Source organism: Helicobacter pylori, from assembly GCF_003636935.1.
Lineage (GTDB): Bacteria > Campylobacterota > Campylobacteria > Campylobacterales > Helicobacteraceae > Helicobacter > Helicobacter pylori_CH.
On the sequence record NZ_MVVH01000009.1, the window covers coordinates 36,354 to 59,379 of the forward strand.

The following is a 23,026-nucleotide window of genomic DNA, read 5'->3' on the forward strand; positions in this document are numbered from 1 at the left end:
CATAAATGCTATAATCACCCCTATCAATCAAACTCAATTCATAATAATTAAAGGTGGTTAATGATAGTAAGAACTCAAAATAGTGAAAGCAAGATCAAAGAGTTTTTTGAATTTTGCAAAGAAAATGAAGTGGAATTTGTGGATTTTAGATTCAGCGATATTAAAGGCACTTGGAACCATATCGCTTATTCTTTTGGGGCTTTGACGCATGGCATGCTTAAAGAGGGGATTCCTTTTGATGCGAGTTGTTTTAAAGGCTGGCAAGGCATTGAACACTCTGATATGATTTTAACCCCCGATTTGGTGCGTTATTTCATTGACCCTTTTAGCGCGGATGTGAGCGTGGTCGTGTTTTGCGATGTGTATGATGTGTATAAAAACCAGCCTTACGAAAAATGCCCTAGAAGTATCGCTAAAAAAGCCTTACAGCATTTAAAAGATTCAGGTTTGGGCGATGTGGCTTATTTTGGTGCGGAGAGCGAATTTTTCATCTTTGATTCCATTAAGATTAAAGACGCTTCCAATTCCCAATACTACGAAGTGGATAGTGAAGAGGGCGAATGGAATCGGGATAAGAGCTTTGAAAATGGCGTGAATTTTGGGCATAGACCGGGCAAGCAAGGGGGCTATATGCCTGTGCCGCCAACGGATACGATGATGGATATTCGCACTGAAATTGTGAAAGTCTTAAACCAAGTAGGGCTAGAAACTTTTGTCGTCCATCATGAAGTCGCGCAAGCGCAAGGCGAAGTGGGCGTGAAATTTGGGGATTTGGTGGAAGCCGCTGACAATGTCCAAAAACTCAAATATGTGGTTAAAATGGTCGCTCATTTAAACGGGAAAACCGCCACTTTCATGCCAAAACCTTTATATGGGGATAACGGGAGCGGGATGCACACCCATGTGAGCGTTTGGAAAAACAACGAAAACCTTTTTAGCGGCGAAACTTACAAGGGCTTGAGTGAGTTGGCGTTGCATTTTTTAGGGGGTGTGTTGCACCACGCTAGAGGGTTAGCCGCTTTCACTAACGCTTCCACTAATTCTTATAAACGCCTGATTCCAGGCTATGAAGCCCCATCTATTTTAACCTATTCAGCTAATAACAGGAGCGCGAGCGTGCGTATCCCTTATGGGATTTCTAAAAATAGTGCTAGGTTTGAATTCAGGTTCCCGGACAGCTCATCAAACCCTTACTTGGCTTTTGGGGCTATTTTAATGGCGGGCATGGATGGCGTTAAAAATAAGATTGATCCCGGCGAAGCGATGGATATTAACCTTTTCAAATTGACTTTAGATGAAATCCGAGAAAAGGGTATCAAACAAATGCCCCACACTTTAAGAAGATCGCTAGAAGAAATGTTGGCCGATAAGCAGTATTTAAAAGAGGGTCAGGTCTTTAGCGAAGAATTTATCCAAGCCTATCAGTCGCTTAAATTCAACGCTGAAGTGTTCCCATGGGAGAGCAAACCCCATCCTTTTGAATTTATCACCACTTATTCATGCTAGAATTGAGAATGAGTGGGTCAATAATCCCACTCTAAAAATTTAGAATAAGGCAAAAATACCTTGTTCTTAAAAAAGTGGTTTTTTGCTTTTTGGATAAGTCTTACTCAACGCTCTTTAATTTTTTAAAGGTGGGGTTTTTAGCTTTATTTTTTATGCAAAACTCATTTTTTAAGGGGATAGAAAGCACTGAAATAACACCTCTAAAGCCCAGTGTCGGTTTAGTCAGTGTGGTAAGGGCTACCAAAGTCCTTAGGCGTGTAATACGATTCTTTTTCTATAGAAGCGTCTTTAATGCAAGCAACACGCAAAGCGTCAAAGCGAGTCTCAACGCTAGCACAACCGCCAAGTAAAGACATGCCAACCACCACGCCGTTTCTAATCGTTTTCATTTTATATCCTTTTGTTTTAAAATTTTTTAATAATTAAATACTTTGAATTATATAGTTAGAATACTATGATTTATTATTAAACAAAAAGTAAATGAAACTCAAAACAATTGAAATGATATTCTAAAAGCTTAGGTAAAATAAGAAACGCTTTAAACCGCCATTTCAAAAAGAATTAAAACATTCAACCAAACATTTCGCTGATTTCATATTTTTTAGCGGCTTTATCCTTAAGCCACAGGGCCACTTCTAAAGCCCCTTTAGCAAAAATAGATCGGTTAGTCGCCGTATGACTAAGCTCTATGTATTCGCCCTCTAAATAAAACCCTATCGTGTGCTTCCCAGCGACATCGCCCCCCCTTAAAGCAGCTATACCAATGCTTTCTTTAGAGCGCAAACCTTCTCTGTGAGTGATTAGGGCGTTTTTTTCATCATACCCCCTAGCCTTGGCACAAGTCTCATACAAACTCAACGCCGTGCCGCTCGGGGCGTCTTTTTTGAGATTGTGGTGCGTTTCTATAATTTCAATATCCGCATCTTTTAATTTCAAAGAAACTAAAAAGGCTAATTGGTTGAGCATCATAATCCCTAAAGACATGTTGTGTGCATGCAAAAGCGGCGCTTTTAAGGCTAATTGTTGCATTTTTTCTAGCGTTTCTTTTTCTAAACCGGTTGTGCCAGAAACTAAAATTTTAGGGCATTCTAAAAGAGCCTCTAGCAAATGATCCACGCCTTTAGGTAAAGAAAAATCAATCACGCATTCGCATGCCCTCACAAACGCTTTTAAATCATTGGTTACTAAAGGGGCGTGCGAAAAAGAGCTGAAATCCGTTTCGCATTTTTGCCTGACAAACACGCTAGACAGCTCTAATCCCTTATACCCCCCTTTTAATTCTTCTAAAAGCAGTTTCCCTATGCGACCGCTCGCTCCATAAACACCGATTTTCATGCGCTTTCCTTACTTTTAAATTTTATAGCCCCATTTTAAAAGGGTTTAAAATATTATTAGGATCAAGGGCTTTTTTAATGTTCCTAAAAAGCTCCATTTCACTATGATTAAACGCTAAAGGCATGAATTTAGCTTTAGACAAGCCTATGCCATGCTCCCCGCTTAAAGTCCCCTCCAAACTGATAGCGGACTGAAAAATCTCTTCCATAGCCTGATGCCCTTTTTCCAAATCCCTTTTAGGATCTTCTAGCATGATATTCACATGCACATTGCCATCACCCGTATGCCCAAAGCAAGGGATTTTAAAGCCGTATTTTTGGCTGATTTTGGCGACTTCTTGTAACAAACTCGGCAAACTCGCCCTAGGAACGGTCACATCTTCATTCAATTTCTTTTTACCATAAACGCTAATACTTTGAGAAGCGTTACGCCTTGAAAACCATAAATCTTGCTCTTCTTGTTCGTTTTGAGCGATCTTAAAATCCACGCACCCATTGGCTTTGAAATGCTTTTCTATCTCATTGAGTTGCCATGCAATCTGCTCTTTAACCACGCCATCCACTTGAGTGATGAGTATCGCTCCAGCGTCTTTGGGTAAGCCTTTAGAAAATCTTTCTTCAACCGCTTTGATGCTCAAATTATCCAAAAATTCCATCGCCACAGGCGTAACGCCGCTGCTCATTGTCTTATAAACAGCGTTCATGGCGTCTTCAATACGATTAAAAACCCCCATCGCGCTTTGTTTTAGAGGCGGTTTGGCTAAAAGCTTTAAAGTGATTTCAGAAATCACGCCCAAACACCCCTCACTAGCAATCATCAGCCCTGCAACATTAAAACCGGCGACATCTTTGATCGTTTTTTTGCCGGCCCTTATGATTTCACCATTCGCTAAAACCACCCTTAAAGCCATGACATAATCTTTAGTGATGCCGTATTTAGCCGCATGCATGCCACCGGCATTTTCAGCGACATTCCCCCCCAAAGTACTTTGACTCTCACTCGCTGGATCTGGGGGGTAGAAGAGATTCAATTTTTCCACTTCGTTTTGGAAATGCTTGTTAATCACGCCCGGCTCTACTCTAGCGATTAAATTTTTAGTGTCAATCTCTAAAATCTTATCCAAATGCTTTTCTACGCTTAAAACTAGCCCCCCGCTCACGCTCAACGCCCCCCCTGTAAAACCGCTCCCAGCCCCCCTAGGCACAACGATAAGGCGGTACTCGTTGCAATATTTTAAAATCTGGCTGATTTCTCGCTCGTTTTTAGGGAAAATCACGCCGCTAGGCAAATGCCTTTCTTTAGTAGCGTCATAGCAATAAGCGTTCAAATGCGCTAAATCAGTGAAAAAATCCTCTCCCCCTACTAGGTTTTTAAAATATTTAATGTGTTGTTGGTCTAACATGTTATTTTTTACCCGCTTCTAGCGCCTTTCTTCGCTCTTCAAGCTCTTTTTCATCTCTTTCTTGATGCTCTTTCGCTCTTTGTTCAAATTCCCTCGCTCTTTGTTCGGCTTTGGCTTTTTTCTTTTCTTCTTTCAAGCGGCGTTTTTCTTCTTTAGGACTGAGTTTTGGCACTTCTTTTAGAGCGTTATTCTCTTTAGGAGCGTTTTTGTTTTCGCCTTGCTGGGTGGCATTACTTTCATTACTTGGCTCTTTAATGGCTTCTTGCTTGATTTCTTGCTCATTTTCTTTAGGTTTGACTTTTTCTCCTCCTTTATTTCCTTCCATTCCTAAAGCTTCTCTTCTTCCTTCAGTCTCTTTTTCGTCTCTTTCATCATGCTCTTTTTCTCTTTCTTCAAATTCCATAGCCTTTTTGGTGGCTTTAGTTTTTTTCCTTTCATCTCTTAAGCGGCGTCTTTCTTCTTTAGCGTCAAGTTTTTGCTCTGCTTTTTGGTAGTTTTTCTCTTCTAAAGTAGGAGCGTTTTCTGTGCCTTGATTGGCTTTTTTAGACTCTTTAATGGCTTCTTGCTTGATTTCTCGTTTATTTTCTCTAGCGTCAATTTTTCCTTCTTGCTTTTTAATCCTCACTTCTTTGCGTTTTTCTTTCTTCACTAAAGCGTCATAGTAAGCGAAGTAGTTTTTAGATTGGCTTCCTGAAAAGAGTTTCCCCAGCGTGCCTGCATCAATGCCTTCAACCCTAGAAAAAAACGGCGTAGAAGTTTTAGTCACACCGCTTGTATCCAGCTCTCTTTTTTCTAAAATTTCAAAACTCTCACAGCTTAAAATATTGAGCGTGTTGGTGGTTACAATATAAATCACCCCCACGCTATAAGCATTGCACGCTTTTCTTAAATTAGCGATTTTTGGGTCAAACCCATTCAAAAAGGTAACCAACAAATCAGAGCTAATAAAATTAATATCGGTATTCGTCGCCTTGATTTGTTCATAGATTTCATCATTAGGAGCGATTAAAAACGCTTGGTTGTTGAATTGCCTAAAATAGACTAAATCCCCCTTTTTAGCGACCATTCTTGGAGTGGGTAAATGGCTTTGTTTCATAGACTCAAACGCTCTGAATTTAGCCGTTGCGACACCATTTTCAACGGCAATAATGACCACTTCAGAATTAACGATTTCATAATCTGAAAGTTTAGTAACGACAAAACCAAACTCCCCCACTTGCAAATCATGAGCTGGAAAACGAATGATTTTTTTAGGCAAATCCACAAATTCTATACTCACTCTTAAGGGTTCTTGCCAAGAGGCTGATTGCAAGCTTATCAAGCCAACTAAAAGAAGTCCTATCAAAAGCCTTAACATACAATTCCTTTTAAACATTTTTAGTATTTTTAAATTTTTTTAAATGCCATAAAATGGCTAAAGACAATCCGGTGGTTTTAGCGTATTGAAGATCCATTATAAAATCAAGAGCTTTTGATCGCTCTAAAAACAGCACTTCAATCTTTTCAGCATCAATCCCCCCACCCTTTGAAACTTTCAAATCCGCGCACACTTCAGCGTAATAGAGCGTTTGCAAACTCCCGCTCAACCCAGTCGCGCTATAAAATTGGCCTATGGTTTCTAAATTTTTAGGGCTAATTTGATAACCGCATTCTTCTAGCGCTTCTTCGCAAGCGATTTCTTCTAAACTCTTATTGGCTTTATCCACAAGTCCTGCGCACAATTCATAAGTGTATCCATCAATTTCATGTTTAAAATGAAAATGGCGCGCATAAATGGCTGGGCGGAATTGTTTCACAATCACAAAACAATCGGATTCTTTTTCATAGAGTAAAACCGCCACGCTGTCTAAAGATCTAATAATATCCCATGTTTTCTTAGTATTCTCTTCATGATAATGCATGCGTTTTAATTCTATGAAATTAGAGCTAGAACAAGGCTCTAAATACACACTAGAATCATCTATTAAAGATTTTTGATTGAAAGCATTCTTAAAATAAGACATTAAAAACCCTCCAAAAGATAAAATGAATTTTTTTCAAAGGAATGGGTTTTCAAAAGTTCTTCTAATTTTTGCTTAGAATGCTGAGCTTTTTCTAAAAAAACCTCTCTTTGCTTGCCGTGTAATTTGCTTTTAGCGGTGCGGATATAGCCTAAAGGATTAATGGGGCGGGAGTTTTTATACACGCCAAAATGCAAATGCGGCCCAGTGCTTAAACCGGTGCTTCCCACTCTTCCTATAATTTGCCCTTTTTTAACGAACGAGCCTTTTTTCAACCCCTTAGCAAACGCACTCATGTGAGCATACACCAAGCGCAATTCATTCAAATGGATTTCAACCACATTCCCATACCCCACCTTAACCCCTATAAAACCCACACGGCCATCTGATGCAGAGTGGATCAAACTGCCATGTTTAGCCGCATAATCCACGCCGTAATGAGGCCGTCTGACTTTTAAGACAGGATGGAACCTCCCATACGAAAAAGGCGAAGAAATGCGGGTGTATTTCACCGGGGTTTCTAATAAAAACCCTGCCACTTCTTGTGCTTTTGAGTCATAATAGCGCCCGTTTGAATGGGAAAAAAGATAGTATTGGTGCAAACGAGAGCTAATCATGGCTATTTTAATGGTCGGTTGGCCAAACACTTGCCCCACACGATAATCTCTTGTATAGACGATAGCGATTTTATCGTTTTTTGCTAGGCGTTTAAAAGGCACGCTTTTTTTATACGCGTTCATCAATTGGTTGGCTAAAAGGGGGTCATTGGTGGCTTTGACAATATCTTGATAGGGCGAAGTTTGTAAAGAAAGAAGGAGAGTTTTTTCTTTACGAGTGAAGATAATGGGGATGAAGTCTAAAAAATAATCCTCCCCTTTTTTGTAAATATGGATTTGCAAATCCTGGCTTATAGGGATAAGGGCTTGAATGAGCGTGTTATTTTCATCTCTTAAAGTGTAATAGGTAACATTGCTTTGGATTTCAGCGCTCAATTCTTTATCTTGAGAGCTCAGGTTGTAGTAGAGTTTTTGAGGGATATGGTTTTTTTCCAAAAACCCTAACAGCGTGAGTTTATCCCACACAAGCCTTTCACCCACTAAAGAGTTAAAAGTTTGCTTTTTAACTATTTCATCGGCTTTTAAAAGAACCCCATGGGATAAAAAAGCAACCATTAAAGAATAGATAAAATTTAAAATAATTTTCTTATGAAAAAATACCATGCAGTTGTTTAATGCCTTCAATTGGATCTGTATTTCATTAGTATAACATAAGCCATTAAAGAAAAACGACAAGTTTAAAGCCTAGCCTTGTTTTTATAGCTTTATGAAGCGCGTTTTATTGGTGCATGGTGGTTTCTCATAAATGGTTTTATCCCGCCTAGATTTTATAGCGTTGGATATTCCCTTTTTAACAATTCGTATCATTGTTAATTTTGAAGTATTTTTTCTAAAATCTTTAACACATCGTTATGGTGCGCTTGGCTTAAAAGTCCAAAAATTTTAAGCATTTCTAAAAACACAAGAGCGTTGGTTTTATGGATGGTTAAAAAAGCATGTTCTTTGAGTGCAGCGGTTCTGTTTAATAAGGGGGTAGTGGTTTTTAATTCCAAAACAGAAAAGCAAAAATACAGCATGGCTTGGGTTTTAGAGCCGTATTGTTGTTCTCTAATAACGATTTCACTCAATTGATTATCGTTAAAAGAATGAATGAGTAAAGGGTAAGAGATGCGTGAAAGTTCAAAATCCATGCCATCAAATTGATGCGATCTAAATCTTTCTCTTGTAATCATAAAATTATCTTCTATAAATTGTTTTTGTTTTTCTAAATATTTTAAAGTATTTTCTAAATTTTCTAAACTGATTAAACCTAATTGCTTAGCGTAATAAATCATTTCGCTCAATTCATAAAGAGTTTTTACTTTATTATTAGCCCCTAAAAAATGATATTTTTCATCTTTTAAAGTAGTGAGCTCCAATTTTTCTTTATCTTTAATGGGGACATCATAACCGATTTGCCACTCTACATAATGCTTTAAACTAAAAGGGATTTTTCTGGTCGCTGTTGAAATACCATAATCGCTAAAGGCATGTCTGATTTTCACACGCACTTTGCCTGAAATTGAAGTTAAAGGAATAGAAACCTCAATTACTTTTTTATCATCATCAATCTCAATCAAACTCACAAGGGTGTCCTTGAAACAATTTTTTAAAATATTCTAAACGCGCTCGTTTATCTTTTAAAAAAGCGTCTTTAATTTCTAAAAAAGCGAAATGATCAATGATAATATCCAAATTACCAAAATAATAAGGGATTTTAGGGGCGATTTCCTTAAAATAATGGATATATTGGTAATAAATCAATTTATCTTGACTGATATACACCGCATTAGCACTTGGTGCGTTTAAAAAAGTTTTGTTGCGTTTAAGAGCGTTAATGTCTCGCATAGGGAAAAAATAGCCCACGCATGCCCCAACCTTTTTAGCGTTAGGGTATTTATCCACATAATTGGCTATATAGTCAAAATCGTTTAAACATAGCGTCGTATCGCAATCAGTTGGAAAAATAAAACGCCTAATATCTGCATAGTCCATTCGCCCTCGCTCATATAAAGCTATCACAATAGGAAATTCGTTGCTTTTAGTGAAAGATTTAGAAGAAACAACCAAAGCGTCTAAAAGCCTGTAATGATCCTTAAATAGCTTTAATTGCTTAAAATTAGCTTCTTTGATGAGATAAGATAAAGGGTGTAACACGCAAATAAACGCCGGCTTTAAAATTGCAAAAGATTTTAAAAAACTTATCCCTAAATCCCTAGATTTCAAATCGTTGTCTATCTCAAAAATGAAATCTTTATTTTTAATATCTTGTTTGATAAAGGAGGTTCTATCGTTATAGGGGGGATTGCCCACGATGATTAAAGGCTCATCTTGGCTAATGCCATAATTTTCTCTTTTAGGATTGGCTAGAGCGTTTATCATTAAAGCATCACACTCATGGTCAATATCCGCTCCTATTTTTTTAGGGTGGTGGAGTTTTAAAAACTCTTTATTGCCACATGCGGTGTCTAAAAGCGTGTAGTTTTCAATACCAACATGCTTTTTTAAAAGCTTGTAAGCACAATCTACTAAATAAGGGGGCGTGTAGTAAGCCCCTAAATTCACGCTCTCTTGTTTGGTTAAATGTTTAGGGGTTCTAATCAAAATCCCTTACACATCTAGCTGTTTCACATCTTTAGCATGCGCTTGGATAAAGGCTCTTCTAGGCTCTACTTCATCGCCCATGCAAAGCGAAAAAACTGCATCGGTTTTTTCCAAATCTTCAATTTTGAGTTTGATGAGACTGCGGTTTTCTTTATGCATGGTCGTTTCCCATAAATCATTAGGGTTCATCTCGCCCAGTCCCTTATAGCGCTGGATATTCGCTCCCTTTTTAGCGTGATTTTCCACTTCTTCTAAGAACGCCAAAATATCCTTATTTTCCAAGAAATCTAAATTATACTCCATAAGCTTTTGGTAAGTGTAATGTGCTTCTTCAAACAACACTTCTTTAAAGAGGTTGTCATCTAAATTAAATTCCACCAAGCCTTTAGGGGTTTGCGCATGCAAATGCAAGCTTTCTTCAGTAGCAAAAGAGCGTAAGATCTGATAATTCAAGCCCTCTAATTTTTCTAAAATGCTTTTTTCTAAAACTTTCATATCAAGGCTTAAGGCGTCCTTAGTTTCAATGAGAAAGCGTAAAATTTCTAGCAAGTTGTAGCGTTTTTCTAATTCCAAAAGCGCGTAGCGGTAATGGCGCACCACTTTTAACAAATTCATCAAATCGTTCTTGCCAATCCCTTCAATATCCACCGAATTGATGCCATGCTCAATTAAAAAATGATCCAAAGCGACGCTGTCTTTAAGATAAATTTCTGTCTTGCCTTTCTTGTATTTGTAAAGAGGGGCTTGAGCGATATAAACATGCCCTTGTTCAATCAGTGGGCGCAAATAACGATAGAAAAAAGTCATCAGCAAGGTTTGGATATGACTCCCATCCACATCAGCATCGGTCATGATAATGATTTTATGATAGCGCAATCTTTCTATATCAAAACTCTCTTGAATGCCGCACCCAAAAGCCGTGATCATGTTTTTAATTTCTTCTGATTTTAGGATTTTTGACAAATGGCTTTTTTCCACATTTAAAATCTTACCCTTTAAAGGCAAGATCGCTTGAAAAACCCTATCGCGCCCTTGTTTAGCGCTCCCGCCCGCGCTATCGCCCTCCACTAAAAAGATCTCACTCTCTAAGGGGTCTTTACTCTGGCAATCGGCTAATTTTCCAGGCAAAGTGCCGACACTCAAATTATCTTTTTTCCTGGTAAGCTCTCTGGCTTTCTTACTGGCTTCTCTGGCTTTTGCAGCTAGTAGGGCTTTATTAGCAATGATTTTGGCTTCGTTAGGGTTTTCTTCTAAAAACTGATGGATTTTATCATAGACTAATTTTGAAACCAACGCGCGCGCATACGAACTGCCGAGTTTGGATTTAGTCTGCCCTTCAAATAAAGGCTCGCTCATTTTCAAGCTCACAACAGCGATCAAGCCCTCTTTAATGTCTTCAGAGATGGGGCGCGACTCTTTGGTTTTAATATTATTGTCAATGTATTGTAAAATCGCCTTAGACAAGCCCATTTTAAAGCCCGCCTCATGCGTGCCACCCTCAGAAGTTTTAATGTTGTTTACAAAGCTTAAAGTGTTTTCATTATAATCATCAGCATACGCTAAAGCGACCTCTATAGAAGTGCGCGTTTCTTCATCCATGCTTTTAAACGAAATAATGGGGGTGAGCAATTCTTTTTTAGCGCTGTCTTTAACGAATTGTTTCAAGCCGTCTTCATAGAAATAAGTCTCTTGCAGTTGGGTTTTTTCTTCTTTGAAAGAAATTTTTAAGCCGTCGTTAAGATACGCCATTTCTTTGAAGCGCTTTTGCAAAATACCCGCTTGAAATTCAACGACTTCCATCACGCTTTCATCAGGAAAAAATTCAATAGTCGTGCCGCTTTCTTTAGTGCTTTTGGTTTTGCCAATGATTTCAAGCTCGCTAATGGGGATACCCTTTTCAAACTCTTGACGATAGATTTGACCCTCTTTTTTAATGGTCATAATCAAGCGTTTGCTTAAAGCGTTCACAACCGAAACGCCCACGCCATGCAAACCGCCTGAAACTTTATAAGTATCATTATCAAACTTGCCCCCCGCATGCAATATCGTTAAAACCACGGTGCAAGCGGGGATTTTTTCCGTGGGGTGGATATCTACAGGAATGCCTCGCCCGTTATCTTCTACAATGCATGACCCCTCCTCAGTCAAAGTGATATTAATCGCATCACAAAAGCCCGCCATGCTCTCATCCACAGCGTTATCCACGACTTCATACACCATGTGGTGCAACCCACCCACATTGGTATCGCCAATATACATTCCAGGGCGTTTCCTAACCCCCTCTAAGCCTTTTAAAACCTTAATACTATGGCTCTGGTAATTTTGCATTCAATCAAGCCTTTATAATGTGATTGGCATCATCAAAGTGGAAATTTTAGCGCTCAAGTGGCTTTGCTTTTCATCAAGAGGCTCTTGGATCAAAAAAGGCGAAGAAGGTTCATTGCATTGTAAAACGAATTGCGTTGTCCCTAAGGCGTTCAAGGCTTCAAGGAAAAATTTAGCGTTCACGCCCAAATGAAAGGCTTTTTCAATATCCAAACCTCTTTCAATCTCAACAGAGGTTTTAGCCGTTTCGCTATGCTCAGAATCCAAAGATTCGAACAAAGCGTTGTTTTTTTCTAAAGTGAGTTTAATGGTGGAGCTTAAAGAACTGCACAACTTAATGCTCTCTTTAAATTCTTCCTTGCCTAAAGTGAAAGAAGAAATGTATTCTTTGGGGAGGATTTTTTGATAATCGGGGTAATTCCCATCAATGAGCTTGGTGAAAAAAGTGTGCGTTTCGTTTTCAACCACCGCTAGCATGCCATCGCTTTTAAAACTGAAATTTTCATAAAAAAGCTTAAGGATTTCTAATAAAGCCCTTTTAGGTAAAATGCAAGAAATATCTTCTTCAGTGGAATGGATAGAGACTTTTTCTAACTGCGTGTAAGAGAGCCGCTTGGTATCCGTGCCTACCACCGAAAGGGTTTGATGTTTTTGATCAAATTGCATTAAAATACCGGCTAATTCCCTTTTGTGGCTGGTTTGCTCAATCACAGGAGCGATCTTTTTAAACGCATCTACCAAAAAAGGGGTATTGACTTCTATACTCACTTTGGGATCAATAACAGGGAATTCAGGGAACTCATCAGCGTCAAACATGGGGAGTTTGAAAGAGCTTTTATTTTGTTTGATCACCAAGCTATCATCTTTAGTTTCTAAAATAATATTAGAGTCTTTTAAGCATGAGATAATATCCAAAAACTTTTTCCCGTTGATCGTGCCAACGCCCTCTTTATCGCTAGATTGCGTAAAAATATAGCTTTTTAGCCCAATATCGGAATCGCTAGCCTTTAAAAAAAGCTTTTCTTTAATGACTTCCAAATGGATGTGTGAAGCGATAGAAGAAGCGTCCTTTTTATCCAAAAAAGCTTGCAAATAGCGCAAAGCATTTTCTAAATCGTTTTTACTAACACTGATTTTCATAGCTGAATAATCCCCTTGAATTTTTAGTCTTATTATAGCATAAAAGAACGCTTTTTTAAGGGTTCAAGCGTATTCCTACCCCTATACGATTGGAAAAAACATCGTATTCATACAAGCCATCGCCATAGCCGTTAAACCACTGCGCATAAATCCCCACAAAAGGGTTAATGCGATAGGTATAGCCTAAGCGGAAAGCTCCATGCCAGCGATCATAACGCCAGTATTGCGTGAAAATATCATAAAGTTGCAATTCAAAATGATGGCGCCCTCTCCTGTAATCAACTTTAGCGTTACCATACCCCATATAATCAATCAAATTAGGGTTGGATTGATCATAAGGGATATAGGGCCAATAAGCGACCATGATTTTTAGGCCTCCCTTTTCCCAAACCAAACGAAACACAGGGCGTTGCCCCGCGCTCACCGAGCGGCACCCCCCCCAGCGCACATCTTTTTGCCCGTTATAATCTTTAACGATTACAGGCTCTCCTGGGAATTGGTTTTCAGGATTACCCTCTTTATTAAAAGGCTGGTAACATTGCGCACCCCCCACGCCATTAGAAATGTGCTGCCAACCTATCCAAATTTCAGAAAAATTCCCTATCTTACCCCCAAAAGGTTTAAAATTGATAGGATAAACGTAAATGAGTTCAGGCATGAAATTCATCATTCGCATGGGAGCGGATTGGGGGTCATTGTAAATTTGAAACCAGTTAGTTTGGGTATAAGCTAAATAAAGCGTGCCTTTAGTCCAAAGAATATGCCTAAATACAGGCACTCTAAAACTGATTTGGAACTTAAACTCATTGCGTTGATACGGGTTGATATTGGGGTGGTACCATTGAAAAATGGGGGTGAAACTATGATAAAAAGGCAGAAAATAAGTGCCTAGATAATCCATCATGTTTAAATATTTTTTAGCAAAATCCACCCAAGAATGTTCTTTGGGAGCTTTTTGTGGAGGGAGATACCAGGCATTGGACAAATCGTTTTGCGTTTTAATGATGTGCAAATCCTGTTTGCGCAAATAGTAGTTATAATCCACCTTGAAATTATCTTGTGAAAATTTTTTGCCTTCTAACTGACAAACTACAAAAATCATAAAGAGCCAAATGCTTTTCATCAAGCATCCTTATTTTCACTTAAATTGCAAGATGAAAATCGCTAAAATCACTACAGGCGCGATAAAACGAACGCTAAAATGCCACGCTTTAAAAGCGTTTGCGTTAAAGAAATACTTCGTGGCTAAAAAAGAGCGCTTTTTATTTAAAATCCATCCCACAAACAAGACTGAAAACAAGCCTCCCAAAGGCATTAAAAATGAAGAAGTGATGAAATCCAGCCACCCAAACACGCTCTTATGGGCAAAGCTCAAAAACTTAGCGTATCGTTCATTCATAGAAAGAATGACTAAAACGCCTAAAACATACACAACAACCCCTATCCATAGCGACGCTTGAGTGCGCGAAAAATTAAAACGATTAATAAGATAAAGCACTAAAGGCTCTATCAAAGAAACCGTGGAAGTGATCCCGGCAAAAACAAGCGCTATAAAGAAAAAAAGCGATACAATCTGCCCACTGATTCCCATTTTAGCGAAAGTCAAAGGTAAGGAAATAAAAACAAGCCCTGGCCCTTGAGACACATCTGCATGGTATTCAAACACAAAGGTGAAAATCATCACCCCAGCAATCAAAGAGATTAAAATACCGGGCAAGACAATAAATAAAGAGCTTTTGAATAGATTTTCTTTTTTGGGCGTAAAAGCTGAATAAGTAATAATCGTGCCTACCCCCAAACTCAAAGAAAAGAACATCTGCCCTAAAGCGTCCATAACAACCTTAAAATCAATCTTTTGAATCTCAAAATTAAATAAAAAGCGCAAAGCTTTAGGCATGCTTTCTAAAGTCATCGCATAGATTAAAAGCCCTATGAAAATCACAAACAATAACGGCATAAGCACGACATTTAATTTTTCAATCCCTTCTTCAATCCCCCTAGAAACAAACCATATTGTCGGCAATAAGCATGCACTAAAGCCAATAACAGGCCAGATTAAACTGCCATTTTGGAGCATGCTAAATTGCATTTTAGCTTGCTCTAAATCTTTAGGCAAATCAAAAGTTACTACAAAAAGATAGTAAAGCACCCAGCCTAACACCACCGCATAAAAGGATAAAATGAGAGGGCCGCCTAAAATAAAAAAAGAAGTGAAAGGGTAATATTTTTTCCTTTTAGGATCTAGTATTTGATAATTAGAAACAACGTCTTTTCTACCCAAATTCCCGATCAGCATTTCTACTAAAAGCATAGCAATGCCTAAACTCAAGGTTAGCGCCAGATATAAAAGCACAAACGCGCTCCCCCCATTATGACCTACCATATAAGGAAAGCGCCAAATATGCCCTAAACCGATAGAGCTACCCAAAGTGGCTAAAATAAAGCCTAATTTAGAAAATTTTCCCATGCCAAATATTTTAATAAATCTTGCTCAACCAAATGGAAAACACAATTAAAGGGGTGATATATTTAAGCAAGAAATACCAAAATGCAAACAATTTAGGGCCTAAAAAGTGCGTGCTCAAAAGACGCAATTTTTCTTTTTTCAAAACCCAGCCCATAAAAATAAAGGTTGCCATCCCGCCTAAAGGCATGATAATGGTGCTTGATGCAAAATCCAACCAATCAAAAAGACTTTTTTCAAAAAAAGTGAGTGAGTCTTTATAATCTTTATGAAGCGAAAAAATCAACACCACGCCTACGATAAAAATTAGCGCTACAAGACCCCAAGTAACCTTAAAACGAGAGTATTGATACCTTTCGGTAAGATACATCACGCTTGGCTCTAATAAAGCTACCGTAGAAGTGATGCCAGCAAAAGCGAGTGCGAGCAAGAAAAGAACTGAAACAAGAATACCTATCGCTCCCATTTGGCCAAAAACCACCGGTAAAGAAGTGAAGATTAACCCTGTGCCTTGTGAGACATTCGCCCCATATTCAAACACAAAAGTGAAAATCATAAGCCCTGCCACAAGAGAAATCAAAATCCCTGATAAAACCACCCAAATAGTGCTTTTAAGCAAATTCTGCGTTTTATCAGTAACCGCAGCATAAGTGATATTGATCCCTAAACCTATGCTTAAAGAAAAGAAAACCTGCCCCAAGGAATAAGTAAACACTTGAGAAGTCAAATCTTTCGGTTTGAAATCAAACATGAAATGAAAAGCTTTAGAAAAAGAATCCATGCTCATCGCATAAAAAAGCAAACCAAAAAAAGTAGCAAAGAGTAAGGGCATTAAAACCAAATTGAGTTTTTCAATGCCTTCTTTAATCCCCCTAGAAACAATCCATCCGGTTATCAATAAAACGCTAAAAAGCCCTATGGATTGTAACCTAATGGATTGTAAGGTATCATTAAAGATTTGTTCAGATTCTTGGATACTGTTAGGCAAATTAAAACTAATACTCACCAAATAATAAAGCACCCAACCTAAAATAGTGCCATAAAAAGTCAGTATTAAAGGCCCAGAAATAAGCAAAAGCCCTGCGTATTTCCAGCGTTTTTTAGGGTTAAGGTCAAGCTCTTTAAAAGCTTCTGTTACATTTTTTTGCGTGCTTTGCCCGAGTAACATTTCAGCGATAAACATCGCCGCGCCAACGCTTAAAGATAAAAATAAAAACAATAAGACAAAAGCACCCCCACCACTCACCCCAGTCATATAGGGGAAACGCCAAATATGCCCTAAACCTATCGCGCTTCCTAATGCCGCTAAAACAAATCCTATTTTAGAAAAATGATTACCCATTTTTAAACTACCAAACTCCTTGTCAATGATTAAAATTAAAGAGCTATGTCTTCAATCGTCCAACTATTGCTGTATTAGTTTTTTAAAATCTTTAAAGATCTTAAGATTTAAGAAAAAACCCACTTTAAAAATACCTAAAAATATAGAGCAACGCCCCTAGATTATACTATAGTTAAGTTACATATTGTATAATTTTAAGAAAATTTCATTATTTAAGTAAGGGGAATTAATGCACTGTAGGGTATATTACGAAGATACCGACTCTGAAGGCGTGGTCTATCATGCGAATTATTTGAAATATTGCGAAAGGGCTAGGAGCGAGTTCTTTTTTAAAAAAAATGTCTTGCCAGAAAATGAAGAAGGCGTGTTTGTTATCCGCTCTATCAAAGCGGATTTTTTCACCCCCGCAAGCCTTGGGCAGGTCTTAGAAATAAGAACGCAAATTAAAGAATTAAGAAAGGTTTTTGTGGTGCTTTTTCAAGAAATTTATTGCATCCAGAACGCTTCTTTAGAGCCTATGAAGCCTTTTAAAGTGTTTGCTTCAGAAATCAAGTTTGGCTTTGTCAATCGTTCCACATACAGCCCTATTGCCATTCCTAAATTGTTTAAGGAGCTACTCAATGCCGTCTGATTCAGGAAAACCCACCATTATTTACCCTTGTGCTTGGGATTATAGGGTGATTATGACCACTAAAGATACAAGCGTGTTAAAAGAGCTTTTAGAAACCTACCAACGCCCCTTTAAATTGGAATTGAAAAACACTTCTAAAAACGCTAAATTTTATAGCTTTAACGTTTCTATGGAAGTTTCAAACGAAGCAGAACGGAACGAGATTTTTCAAAAAATTTCACAATTAGACGCTGTAGTGCATACGCTTTAATTTTTTAATTTTTTAAAACAAACGCCTTGAATTTTTCACCCCTTTCTTTATATGAAGAAAATTGATCCAAACTGGCCGCGCTGGGTGAAAGCAAAGCGACCTCATTTTGCGATAAAACGCTTTTAATTTCTTGAACCGCTTTTTCTAACTCCAAACAAACCTGACAAGAAACATTAAATTCTAACGCTAAGGCTTGGATGATGAAAGCGCTTGAGCCTATGGCATAAAGGCTTACTTCATGGTTTTTAAATTCTTCAAAAAGGGGGGTTAAATTGACCCCTTTAATATCGCCCCCTAAAATCAAATGGATTTTTTGGTTTTTAAAGGTTTTTAGGGCTTGTAAGGTGGCATCAATATTCGTGGCTTTGCTGTCATCTACCCACAAACGCCCTTGTTTATCCCTAAATTCTTCCATTTTATGCGATCCGATTTTAAAAGCGTTCAGTCTTTTAAGGGCGTTTTCTCTATAATCTTGCCATTTTAAATTCTTTATTTTTAAAAATTGCTCATAAACTAAAAGGGCTAAGGCAGCGTCTAGTAAAAACGCTCCCTTAAAAAAAAGAGTGTTAGAAGGGATTTCTAAATATTTTAAAATCTCTTCGCTTGTGTCAAAAAAGATTTTTTGCACTTGCGAGTTTTGAACGCTTGAATGCTCTTTGAATTTTAAAGGGAGGATAGCGAGCGAAGTTTTAGGCATCAATGTTAAAACCTTGAGTTTAGCGTTCAAATAATTTTCAAAATTGCAATGCCAAGTCAAATGATCGGCTTCTACATTGATGAGCAAGTAGATTAAAGGGTAAGCCTTATTAGTGTAATGCAAAGAAAAGGAGCTTGTTTCTAACACCCACAAGGGCGATTGTTTTTCAAACAATTCAATCAAGGGCGTGCCGATATTCCCCCCACTCACAGCCTTAAAATCTTCTAAAAGCATGGTGAGCATTTCTGTCGTGGTGGTTTTACCATTAGTGCCGCTAACACTTATTATAGTGGGCGTGAAAACAGAATCAAACAAGCTGTCAATATAATCGTATTCGCTCATTAAATGCTTGGCTTTTATAACTAAAGGGTGCGTGAAACTAATGCCAGGGCTGACTATCTCTAGTTGGGAATCATTAGGGTTAAAATCCTTACTGGGATAGCAAAGAAAACCCTCGCTATCTTTAAAAGATGAAGGGAATTTATCATCAAAAAATGTGACTTCGTTATGGTTTTTTTTAAAAAAACGCCCTAAGGCTAGAGTGGTTTTGCCATGCCCAAATAAAGAGATTTTCATTTTAACGCACCTTCAAGCTTAAAAGAGCGACTAAATTACTCAGCATAGAAATGATCCAAAAACGCACGATCACCTTATTTTCTGCCCAACCTTTTTGTTCAAAATGATGATGGATGGGCGCCATTAAAAAAAGGCGTTTTTTACGGGTTTTATAGCTCCCTACTTGCAAGATCACAGACAAAGTTTCTATTACAAAAATAGATCCCATTAAAACGAGTAAGATTTCATTGTGCGAAACAATAGCGTTATAAGCGATAAACCCTCCTAAAGCCAAACTCCCGCTATCGCCCATAAACACGCTTGCCGGGTTGCAGTTATACCACAAAAAGCCAAAGAGCGATCCCACTAACGCCAGCGAGACAACAAACAATTCCCCCACATCTATGACTTTAGGATAGAGCAAGTATTTAGAAAATTCCGCATTCCCTGCCACATACACAAAGACAGAAAGGCTTAAGAGGGTGAAAATGCTAGGCACGCTCGCTAAGCCGTCTAAGCCGTCGGTTAAATTCACCGCATTGCTCGTGGATAAAAAAACCAACACCCAAAAACCAACCGCTAACATCGTGGGCATTTCAAACAAAGGGTTTTTCAAAAACGGCGCATATAAAAAAGTGTCCAACCCTTTAAGGCTCAATAAAACAGACACCACAAGCGAAAGGACAAAAAGCATGCCAAATTTCATTTTCGCGCTCATTCCGGCGTTATTTTGTTGGTTGATTTTAGTGTAATCGTCTCTAAAACCCACAAAACTAAAGCCCACTAACACGATTATCCCTAACAACACATAAAGATTACCCAAAGACGCGCACAACACGCTCGCAACAATGGTTGCAAAAACAAACACAATCCCCCCCATCGTAGGGGTATCTTTTTTATTCTGGTGGCTTGGCACGAAGCTAGAAATGGGCTGGTTAGCCTTTTTAGCCTTGGCCCATAGAATGAATTTAGGCATTAAAAAAAGCGTGAGGAAAAAGGCTATGAAAAACCCTAACCCTGCTCTAAAGGTCAAATACTGGAAAAGATTGATATTGAAATAGCCATATAGTAAAGAATAGAGCATAAAATCCCCTAAAATCGCCATGCTTGAAATTTAGAAAAAAAGAAAATTGTAGCGCAAATTGGTTTACTTAAAAATAGCATGAATAGGATATGATGAGAGTTCATCTTAATTTTTAGGAGTCTTTTATGGAGCGTTCGTTTATCTTTAAAAAAGTTAGAATTTATTCTAAAATGTTGGTGGCTTTAGGGCTTTCAAGCGTGTTGATTGGTTGTGCGATGAATCCAAGCGCTGAAACAAAGACACCAAATAACGCCAAAAATCAACAACCAGCTCAAACTCATGAAAGAATGCAAACAAGCTCTGAACATGTTACGCCACTAGATTTTAATTATCCGATACATATTGTTCAAGCCCCACAAAACCATCATGTTGTAGGTATTTTAGCGCCGCACATTCAAGTGAGCGATAATCTAAAACCCTATATTGATAAGTTTCAAGACGCTTTAGTCAATCAAATCCAAACTATTTTTGAAAAAAGAGGCTATCAAGTGTTGCGTTTTCAAGATGAAAAAGCTTTAAGCGCGCAAGATAAGAGAAAGATTTTTTCCGTTTTGGATTTGAAAGGGTGGGTAGGAATCTTAGAAGATTTGAAAATGAATTTAAAAGATCCCAATAATCCTAATTTGGACACGCTAGTGGATCAAAGCTCAGGCTCTGTATGGTTTAATTTTTATGAGCCAGAAAGCAATCGTGTAATCCATGATTTTGCTGTGGAAGTAGGGACTTTTCAGGCAATGACCTATACTTATAAACACAGTAATTCTGGAGGGTTTGATTCTTCTAACAGCATTATCCATGAAGATTTGGAAAAGAATAAAGAAGATGCGACACATAAGATCTTAAACAGGATGTATGCCGTTGTCATGAAAAAAGCTGTAACAGAACTTACAGAAGAAAATATTGCCAAATACCGAGACACTATTGATAGAATGAAAGGCTTTAAAAGTTCTATGTCTCAAAAAAAGTAGTTCTTAAACGAACCATTTAAAAATTAGCCTTAAAATCAGTCTTTTTAAAGGCTATTTTGAGTATAATGCAAAGTTTATTTCAATAATTAAGGATACACAATGGCAAAAAGATGTGCTTTAACTTTTAAAGGGCCTATGGTAGGCAATCATGTCAGTCATGCGAACAACAAAAACAAACGCCGCTTACTCCCTAACTTGCGATCGATTAAAATCCAATTAGACGACGGCACGACTAAACGCATTAAAGTGGCTGCTTCCACTTTAAGAACCATGCGTAAAGGGGCTTAGCCGTTTAGGGTTTTTATAACATCTTTAAAAACCCTTAAAACTAAACTTCTTTATTAAATATCAATTTGGTGCGATTGGGCTTGATATTTTAAGGGAGTTTAAAAATGAAACGCTTTCAAAAGAATTTATTTTGATCTAGGAATTGGTTTTGTTTGAAAAGTTGAAATTTTTTAAAATCAAAAAAGACGATGAAATTCAGCCAGAAGTCAATTTAAATTCTGAAATCTATGAGCAATTTAAGGTCTTTAGACTCCCGCTTATTTTAATCCAATTGCTTGTGCTTTTAGGCACTCTGGGATACTTCGCCCTAGAAAATTATAGCCTTATGCAAGCTTTCTTTCAAACGACTTACACCATGACAGCTACAGGGTTTGGTGCTTTAAATGAAAGCCAGTTTGGGCCTATAAGTATTTTTTTAACTTCCATTTTAATGTTTTTTGGGGCAGGAATTATTGCCTTTAGCGTGGCTATTTTAGTTAGCGTAGTCAATAAAGGCACGCTTACCAGATTGATTAAGGAGAAAGGTATGATTTATAAAATCGCGCGCCTTAAGGATCATTATGTGATTTGTTACCACAATGAATACACCATTGAATTGAGCAAGCAGTTCCGCTCTGCTCAAATCCCTTTTGTGGTCGTGGATAATGACCCTAGTTTTGAAGAAGAAGCCATTAAACACAAATACCCCTACTATATCATAGGCGATCCGCACACCAATTTAGCCATGCTAAAAACCCACTTAAGCAGCGCTAGGGGTGTTGTGGCTTTGTCTAAGATTTTACCGGTGAATGTGGCGTTAATGGTGAGCGTGCGCTTGTTTGAAAAGGAATTGAAGCGCAAACCTTACTACATCATTGCGAGCGCGCATAGCGATGAAGGCTTAGAAAAATTAAAAAAATTAGGGGCTGATATGGTGGTTTCCCCTACAAAGCTTATGGCGCAGAGAGTGAGCGCGATGGCGGTGCGCCCGGATATGGAAAATATCTTAGAGCGTTTTATCAATAAAAAAGACACGCTTTTAGACTTAGAAGAAGTGATTGTCCCTAAAACCAGTTGGCTTGTGTTAAGGAAATTAAAAGAAGCCCATTTTAGAGAGATCGCTAAAGCGTTTGTGATTGGTATCACTCAAAAAGATGGCAAATACATCCCCATGCCCGATGGAGAAACGATCATTGCAAGCGAATCCAAGCTATTAATGGTTGGCACTTCAGAAGGCGTTGCGACCTGTAAGCAACTCATTGCTAACCATCAAAGACCCAAAGAAGTGGATTACATTTCATTGTGATTGATACAGCCCTTTTTATAAAATAAAAAGGCTTAGCTCTCATCAAATATGGATAATGAAATCTAAAAAATGCTAAAAACATTTTTTATAATCCATAGCAAAGAGCTTGGCGTTAGTCAAAAAGCTTTAGCCATTCATGTTTGATGAGAACAGATCCAAGATTTAAACGGATTTGAGGCTTATTTTTCTCACACCCATACGCTAAATAAGAGTTAATGTCATAACCCTTTTAAAGCCCTCTTTATTGAAAGGATTTTTGGAATTATTTGCGTTGTTAGCGTTTTCTTTAGCTTCGTTAATGTTATTGATCGCTTGCGTTTTATTCGTGTTGATTTCGTTGTTAGCGCTTGTTTTAGCTTGTGTGATTGCTTCAAGGCTTGCGGTCTTGTTCGTGTTGATTTCGTTGTTAGCGCTCGTTTTAGCTTGTGTGATCGCTTCAAGGCTTTGGGTTTTGTTTTCTGTGATTTGGTTATTAGCGTTATCTCGTGCTTGGTTTAAAAAGATTTGATAGCTCGTTAAAAGCCTTGTAGTGGCTTCTATTATTTGATTTTCTA

General features: G+C 38.0%; 22 protein-coding genes. 6 read left to right on the top strand and 16 right to left on the bottom strand.

The window, feature by feature from the left end; all coding sequences use genetic code 11:
• Positions 1-60: 60 nt before the first annotated feature.
• Positions 61-1,506, top strand: a complete 1,446-nt coding sequence (gene glnA / locus EAL87_RS06080; protein WP_120913703.1) for a type I glutamate--ammonia ligase — start codon at positions 61-63, stop codon at positions 1,504-1,506.
• Positions 1,507-1,724: 218 nt separating this feature from the next.
• Here glnA and EAL87_RS06090 read toward each other — a convergent pair whose 3' ends face one another.
• The 13 genes from EAL87_RS06090 to EAL87_RS06150 all read right to left on the bottom strand — a co-directional run bounded on the left by EAL87_RS06090 (position 1,725) and on the right by EAL87_RS06150 (position 16,714).
• A complete protein-coding gene (locus EAL87_RS06090; protein WP_120913706.1) occupies positions 1,725-1,895 on the bottom strand; it encodes an urease-enhancing factor in 171 nt (56 codons plus the stop codon).
• 181 nt (positions 1,896-2,076) lie between these two features.
• Positions 2,077-2,841 (bottom strand): 4-hydroxy-tetrahydrodipicolinate reductase, encoded by a 765-nt coding sequence (gene dapB, locus EAL87_RS06095; RefSeq protein ID WP_120913708.1) that lies wholly within the window; start codon positions 2,839-2,841, stop codon positions 2,077-2,079.
• A 22-nt stretch (positions 2,842-2,863) separates the two neighbouring features.
• Positions 2,864-4,243 (bottom strand): glycolate oxidase subunit GlcD, encoded by a 1,380-nt coding sequence (glcD, locus tag EAL87_RS06100; protein WP_120913710.1) that lies wholly within the window; start codon positions 4,241-4,243, stop codon positions 2,864-2,866.
• A gap of 1 nt (position 4,244) precedes the next feature.
• Entirely contained in the window at positions 4,245-5,600 is a 1,356-nt protein-coding gene (gene pgbA, locus EAL87_RS06105; protein WP_120913712.1) for a plasminogen-binding protein PgbA, read from the bottom strand.
• 10 nt (positions 5,601-5,610) lie between these two features.
• Positions 5,611-6,246, bottom strand: coding sequence for an NUDIX hydrolase (locus EAL87_RS06110; RefSeq protein ID WP_120913714.1), 636 nt, complete (start codon positions 6,244-6,246; stop codon positions 5,611-5,613).
• A complete protein-coding gene (gene csd3 / locus EAL87_RS06115; protein WP_120913716.1) occupies positions 6,246-7,463 on the bottom strand; it encodes a peptidoglycan DD-metalloendopeptidase Csd3 in 1,218 nt (405 codons plus the stop codon). Before csd3 ends, EAL87_RS06110 begins: the two co-directional genes overlap by 1 nt.
• 206 nt (positions 7,464-7,669) lie before the next feature.
• A complete protein-coding gene (locus EAL87_RS06120; RefSeq protein ID WP_120913718.1) occupies positions 7,670-8,425 on the bottom strand; it encodes a R.Pab1 family restriction endonuclease in 756 nt (251 codons plus the stop codon).
• On the bottom strand, positions 8,412-9,404 hold the full coding sequence (locus EAL87_RS06125) for an adenine methyltransferase (RefSeq protein ID WP_120913742.1): 993 nt from the start codon (positions 9,402-9,404) through the stop codon (positions 8,412-8,414). The genes EAL87_RS06120 and EAL87_RS06125 overlap by 14 nt, the downstream gene beginning before the upstream one ends.
• Before the next feature lie 45 nt (positions 9,405-9,449).
• On the bottom strand, positions 9,450-11,771 hold the full coding sequence (gene gyrB / locus EAL87_RS06130) for a DNA topoisomerase (ATP-hydrolyzing) subunit B (RefSeq protein ID WP_120913720.1): 2,322 nt from the start codon (positions 11,769-11,771) through the stop codon (positions 9,450-9,452).
• A 12-nt stretch (positions 11,772-11,783) separates the two neighbouring features.
• Complete coding sequence (dnaN, locus tag EAL87_RS06135; RefSeq protein WP_120913722.1) at positions 11,784-12,908, bottom strand: DNA polymerase III subunit beta; 1,125 nt, start codon at positions 12,906-12,908, stop codon at positions 11,784-11,786.
• Positions 12,909-12,963: 55 nt separating this feature from the next.
• Positions 12,964-14,031, bottom strand: coding sequence for a phospholipase A (locus EAL87_RS06140; protein ID WP_120913724.1), 1,068 nt, complete (start codon positions 14,029-14,031; stop codon positions 12,964-12,966).
• 15 nt (positions 14,032-14,046) lie between these two features.
• Positions 14,047-15,375 carry a sodium-dependent transporter gene (locus tag EAL87_RS06145; protein ID WP_120913726.1) on the bottom strand — a complete coding sequence of 443 codons (1,329 nt, stop codon included), beginning with the start codon at positions 15,373-15,375 and terminating at the stop codon, positions 14,047-14,049.
• A gap of 10 nt (positions 15,376-15,385) precedes the next feature.
• A complete protein-coding gene (locus tag EAL87_RS06150) occupies positions 15,386-16,714 on the bottom strand; it encodes a sodium-dependent transporter (protein ID WP_120913728.1) in 1,329 nt (442 codons plus the stop codon).
• 229 nt (positions 16,715-16,943) lie between these two features.
• On the opposite strand from EAL87_RS06150, the gene ybgC reads away from it, so the two are divergent.
• Together ybgC and EAL87_RS06160 are read left to right on the top strand one after the other, a co-directional pair.
• Positions 16,944-17,345, top strand: a complete 402-nt coding sequence (ybgC, locus tag EAL87_RS06155; RefSeq protein WP_000543550.1) for an acyl-CoA thioesterase YbgC — start codon at positions 16,944-16,946, stop codon at positions 17,343-17,345.
• Complete coding sequence (locus tag EAL87_RS06160) at positions 17,335-17,595, top strand: HP0495 family protein (RefSeq protein WP_120913729.1); 261 nt, start codon at positions 17,335-17,337, stop codon at positions 17,593-17,595. The genes ybgC and EAL87_RS06160 overlap by 11 nt, the downstream gene beginning before the upstream one ends.
• Before the next feature lie 4 nt (positions 17,596-17,599).
• On the opposite strand, the gene murD is transcribed toward EAL87_RS06160, so the two are convergent.
• A complete protein-coding gene (murD, locus tag EAL87_RS06165) occupies positions 17,600-18,868 on the bottom strand; it encodes a UDP-N-acetylmuramoyl-L-alanine--D-glutamate ligase (RefSeq protein ID WP_120913732.1) in 1,269 nt (422 codons plus the stop codon).
• 1 nt (position 18,869) lies between these two features.
• The gene (mraY, locus tag EAL87_RS06170; protein ID WP_120913734.1) at positions 18,870-19,931 is read right to left on the bottom strand and encodes a phospho-N-acetylmuramoyl-pentapeptide-transferase; all 1,062 of its coding nucleotides are present in this window, start codon (positions 19,929-19,931) and stop codon (positions 18,870-18,872) included.
• Positions 19,932-20,056: 125 nt separating this feature from the next.
• On the opposite strand from mraY, the gene EAL87_RS06175 reads away from it, so the two are divergent.
• From EAL87_RS06175 to EAL87_RS06185, 3 genes are all read left to right on the top strand, one after another.
• Entirely contained in the window at positions 20,057-20,899 is an 843-nt protein-coding gene (locus EAL87_RS06175) for an HpaA family protein (protein ID WP_120913736.1), read from the top strand.
• A gap of 99 nt (positions 20,900-20,998) precedes the next feature.
• The gene (gene rpmB, locus EAL87_RS06180) at positions 20,999-21,187 is read left to right on the top strand and encodes a 50S ribosomal protein L28 (RefSeq protein WP_001119000.1); all 189 of its coding nucleotides are present in this window, start codon (positions 20,999-21,001) and stop codon (positions 21,185-21,187) included.
• Between the two features lie 148 nt (positions 21,188-21,335).
• Complete coding sequence (locus EAL87_RS06185) at positions 21,336-22,472, top strand: potassium channel family protein (RefSeq protein WP_000461980.1); 1,137 nt, start codon at positions 21,336-21,338, stop codon at positions 22,470-22,472.
• Between the two features lie 201 nt (positions 22,473-22,673).
• Here the strand turns inward: EAL87_RS06185 and EAL87_RS06190 are convergent.
• The coding region (locus EAL87_RS06190) for an ATP synthase subunit B family protein (protein ID WP_488782842.1) at positions 22,674-23,026 on the bottom strand (353 nt) is incomplete at its 5' end.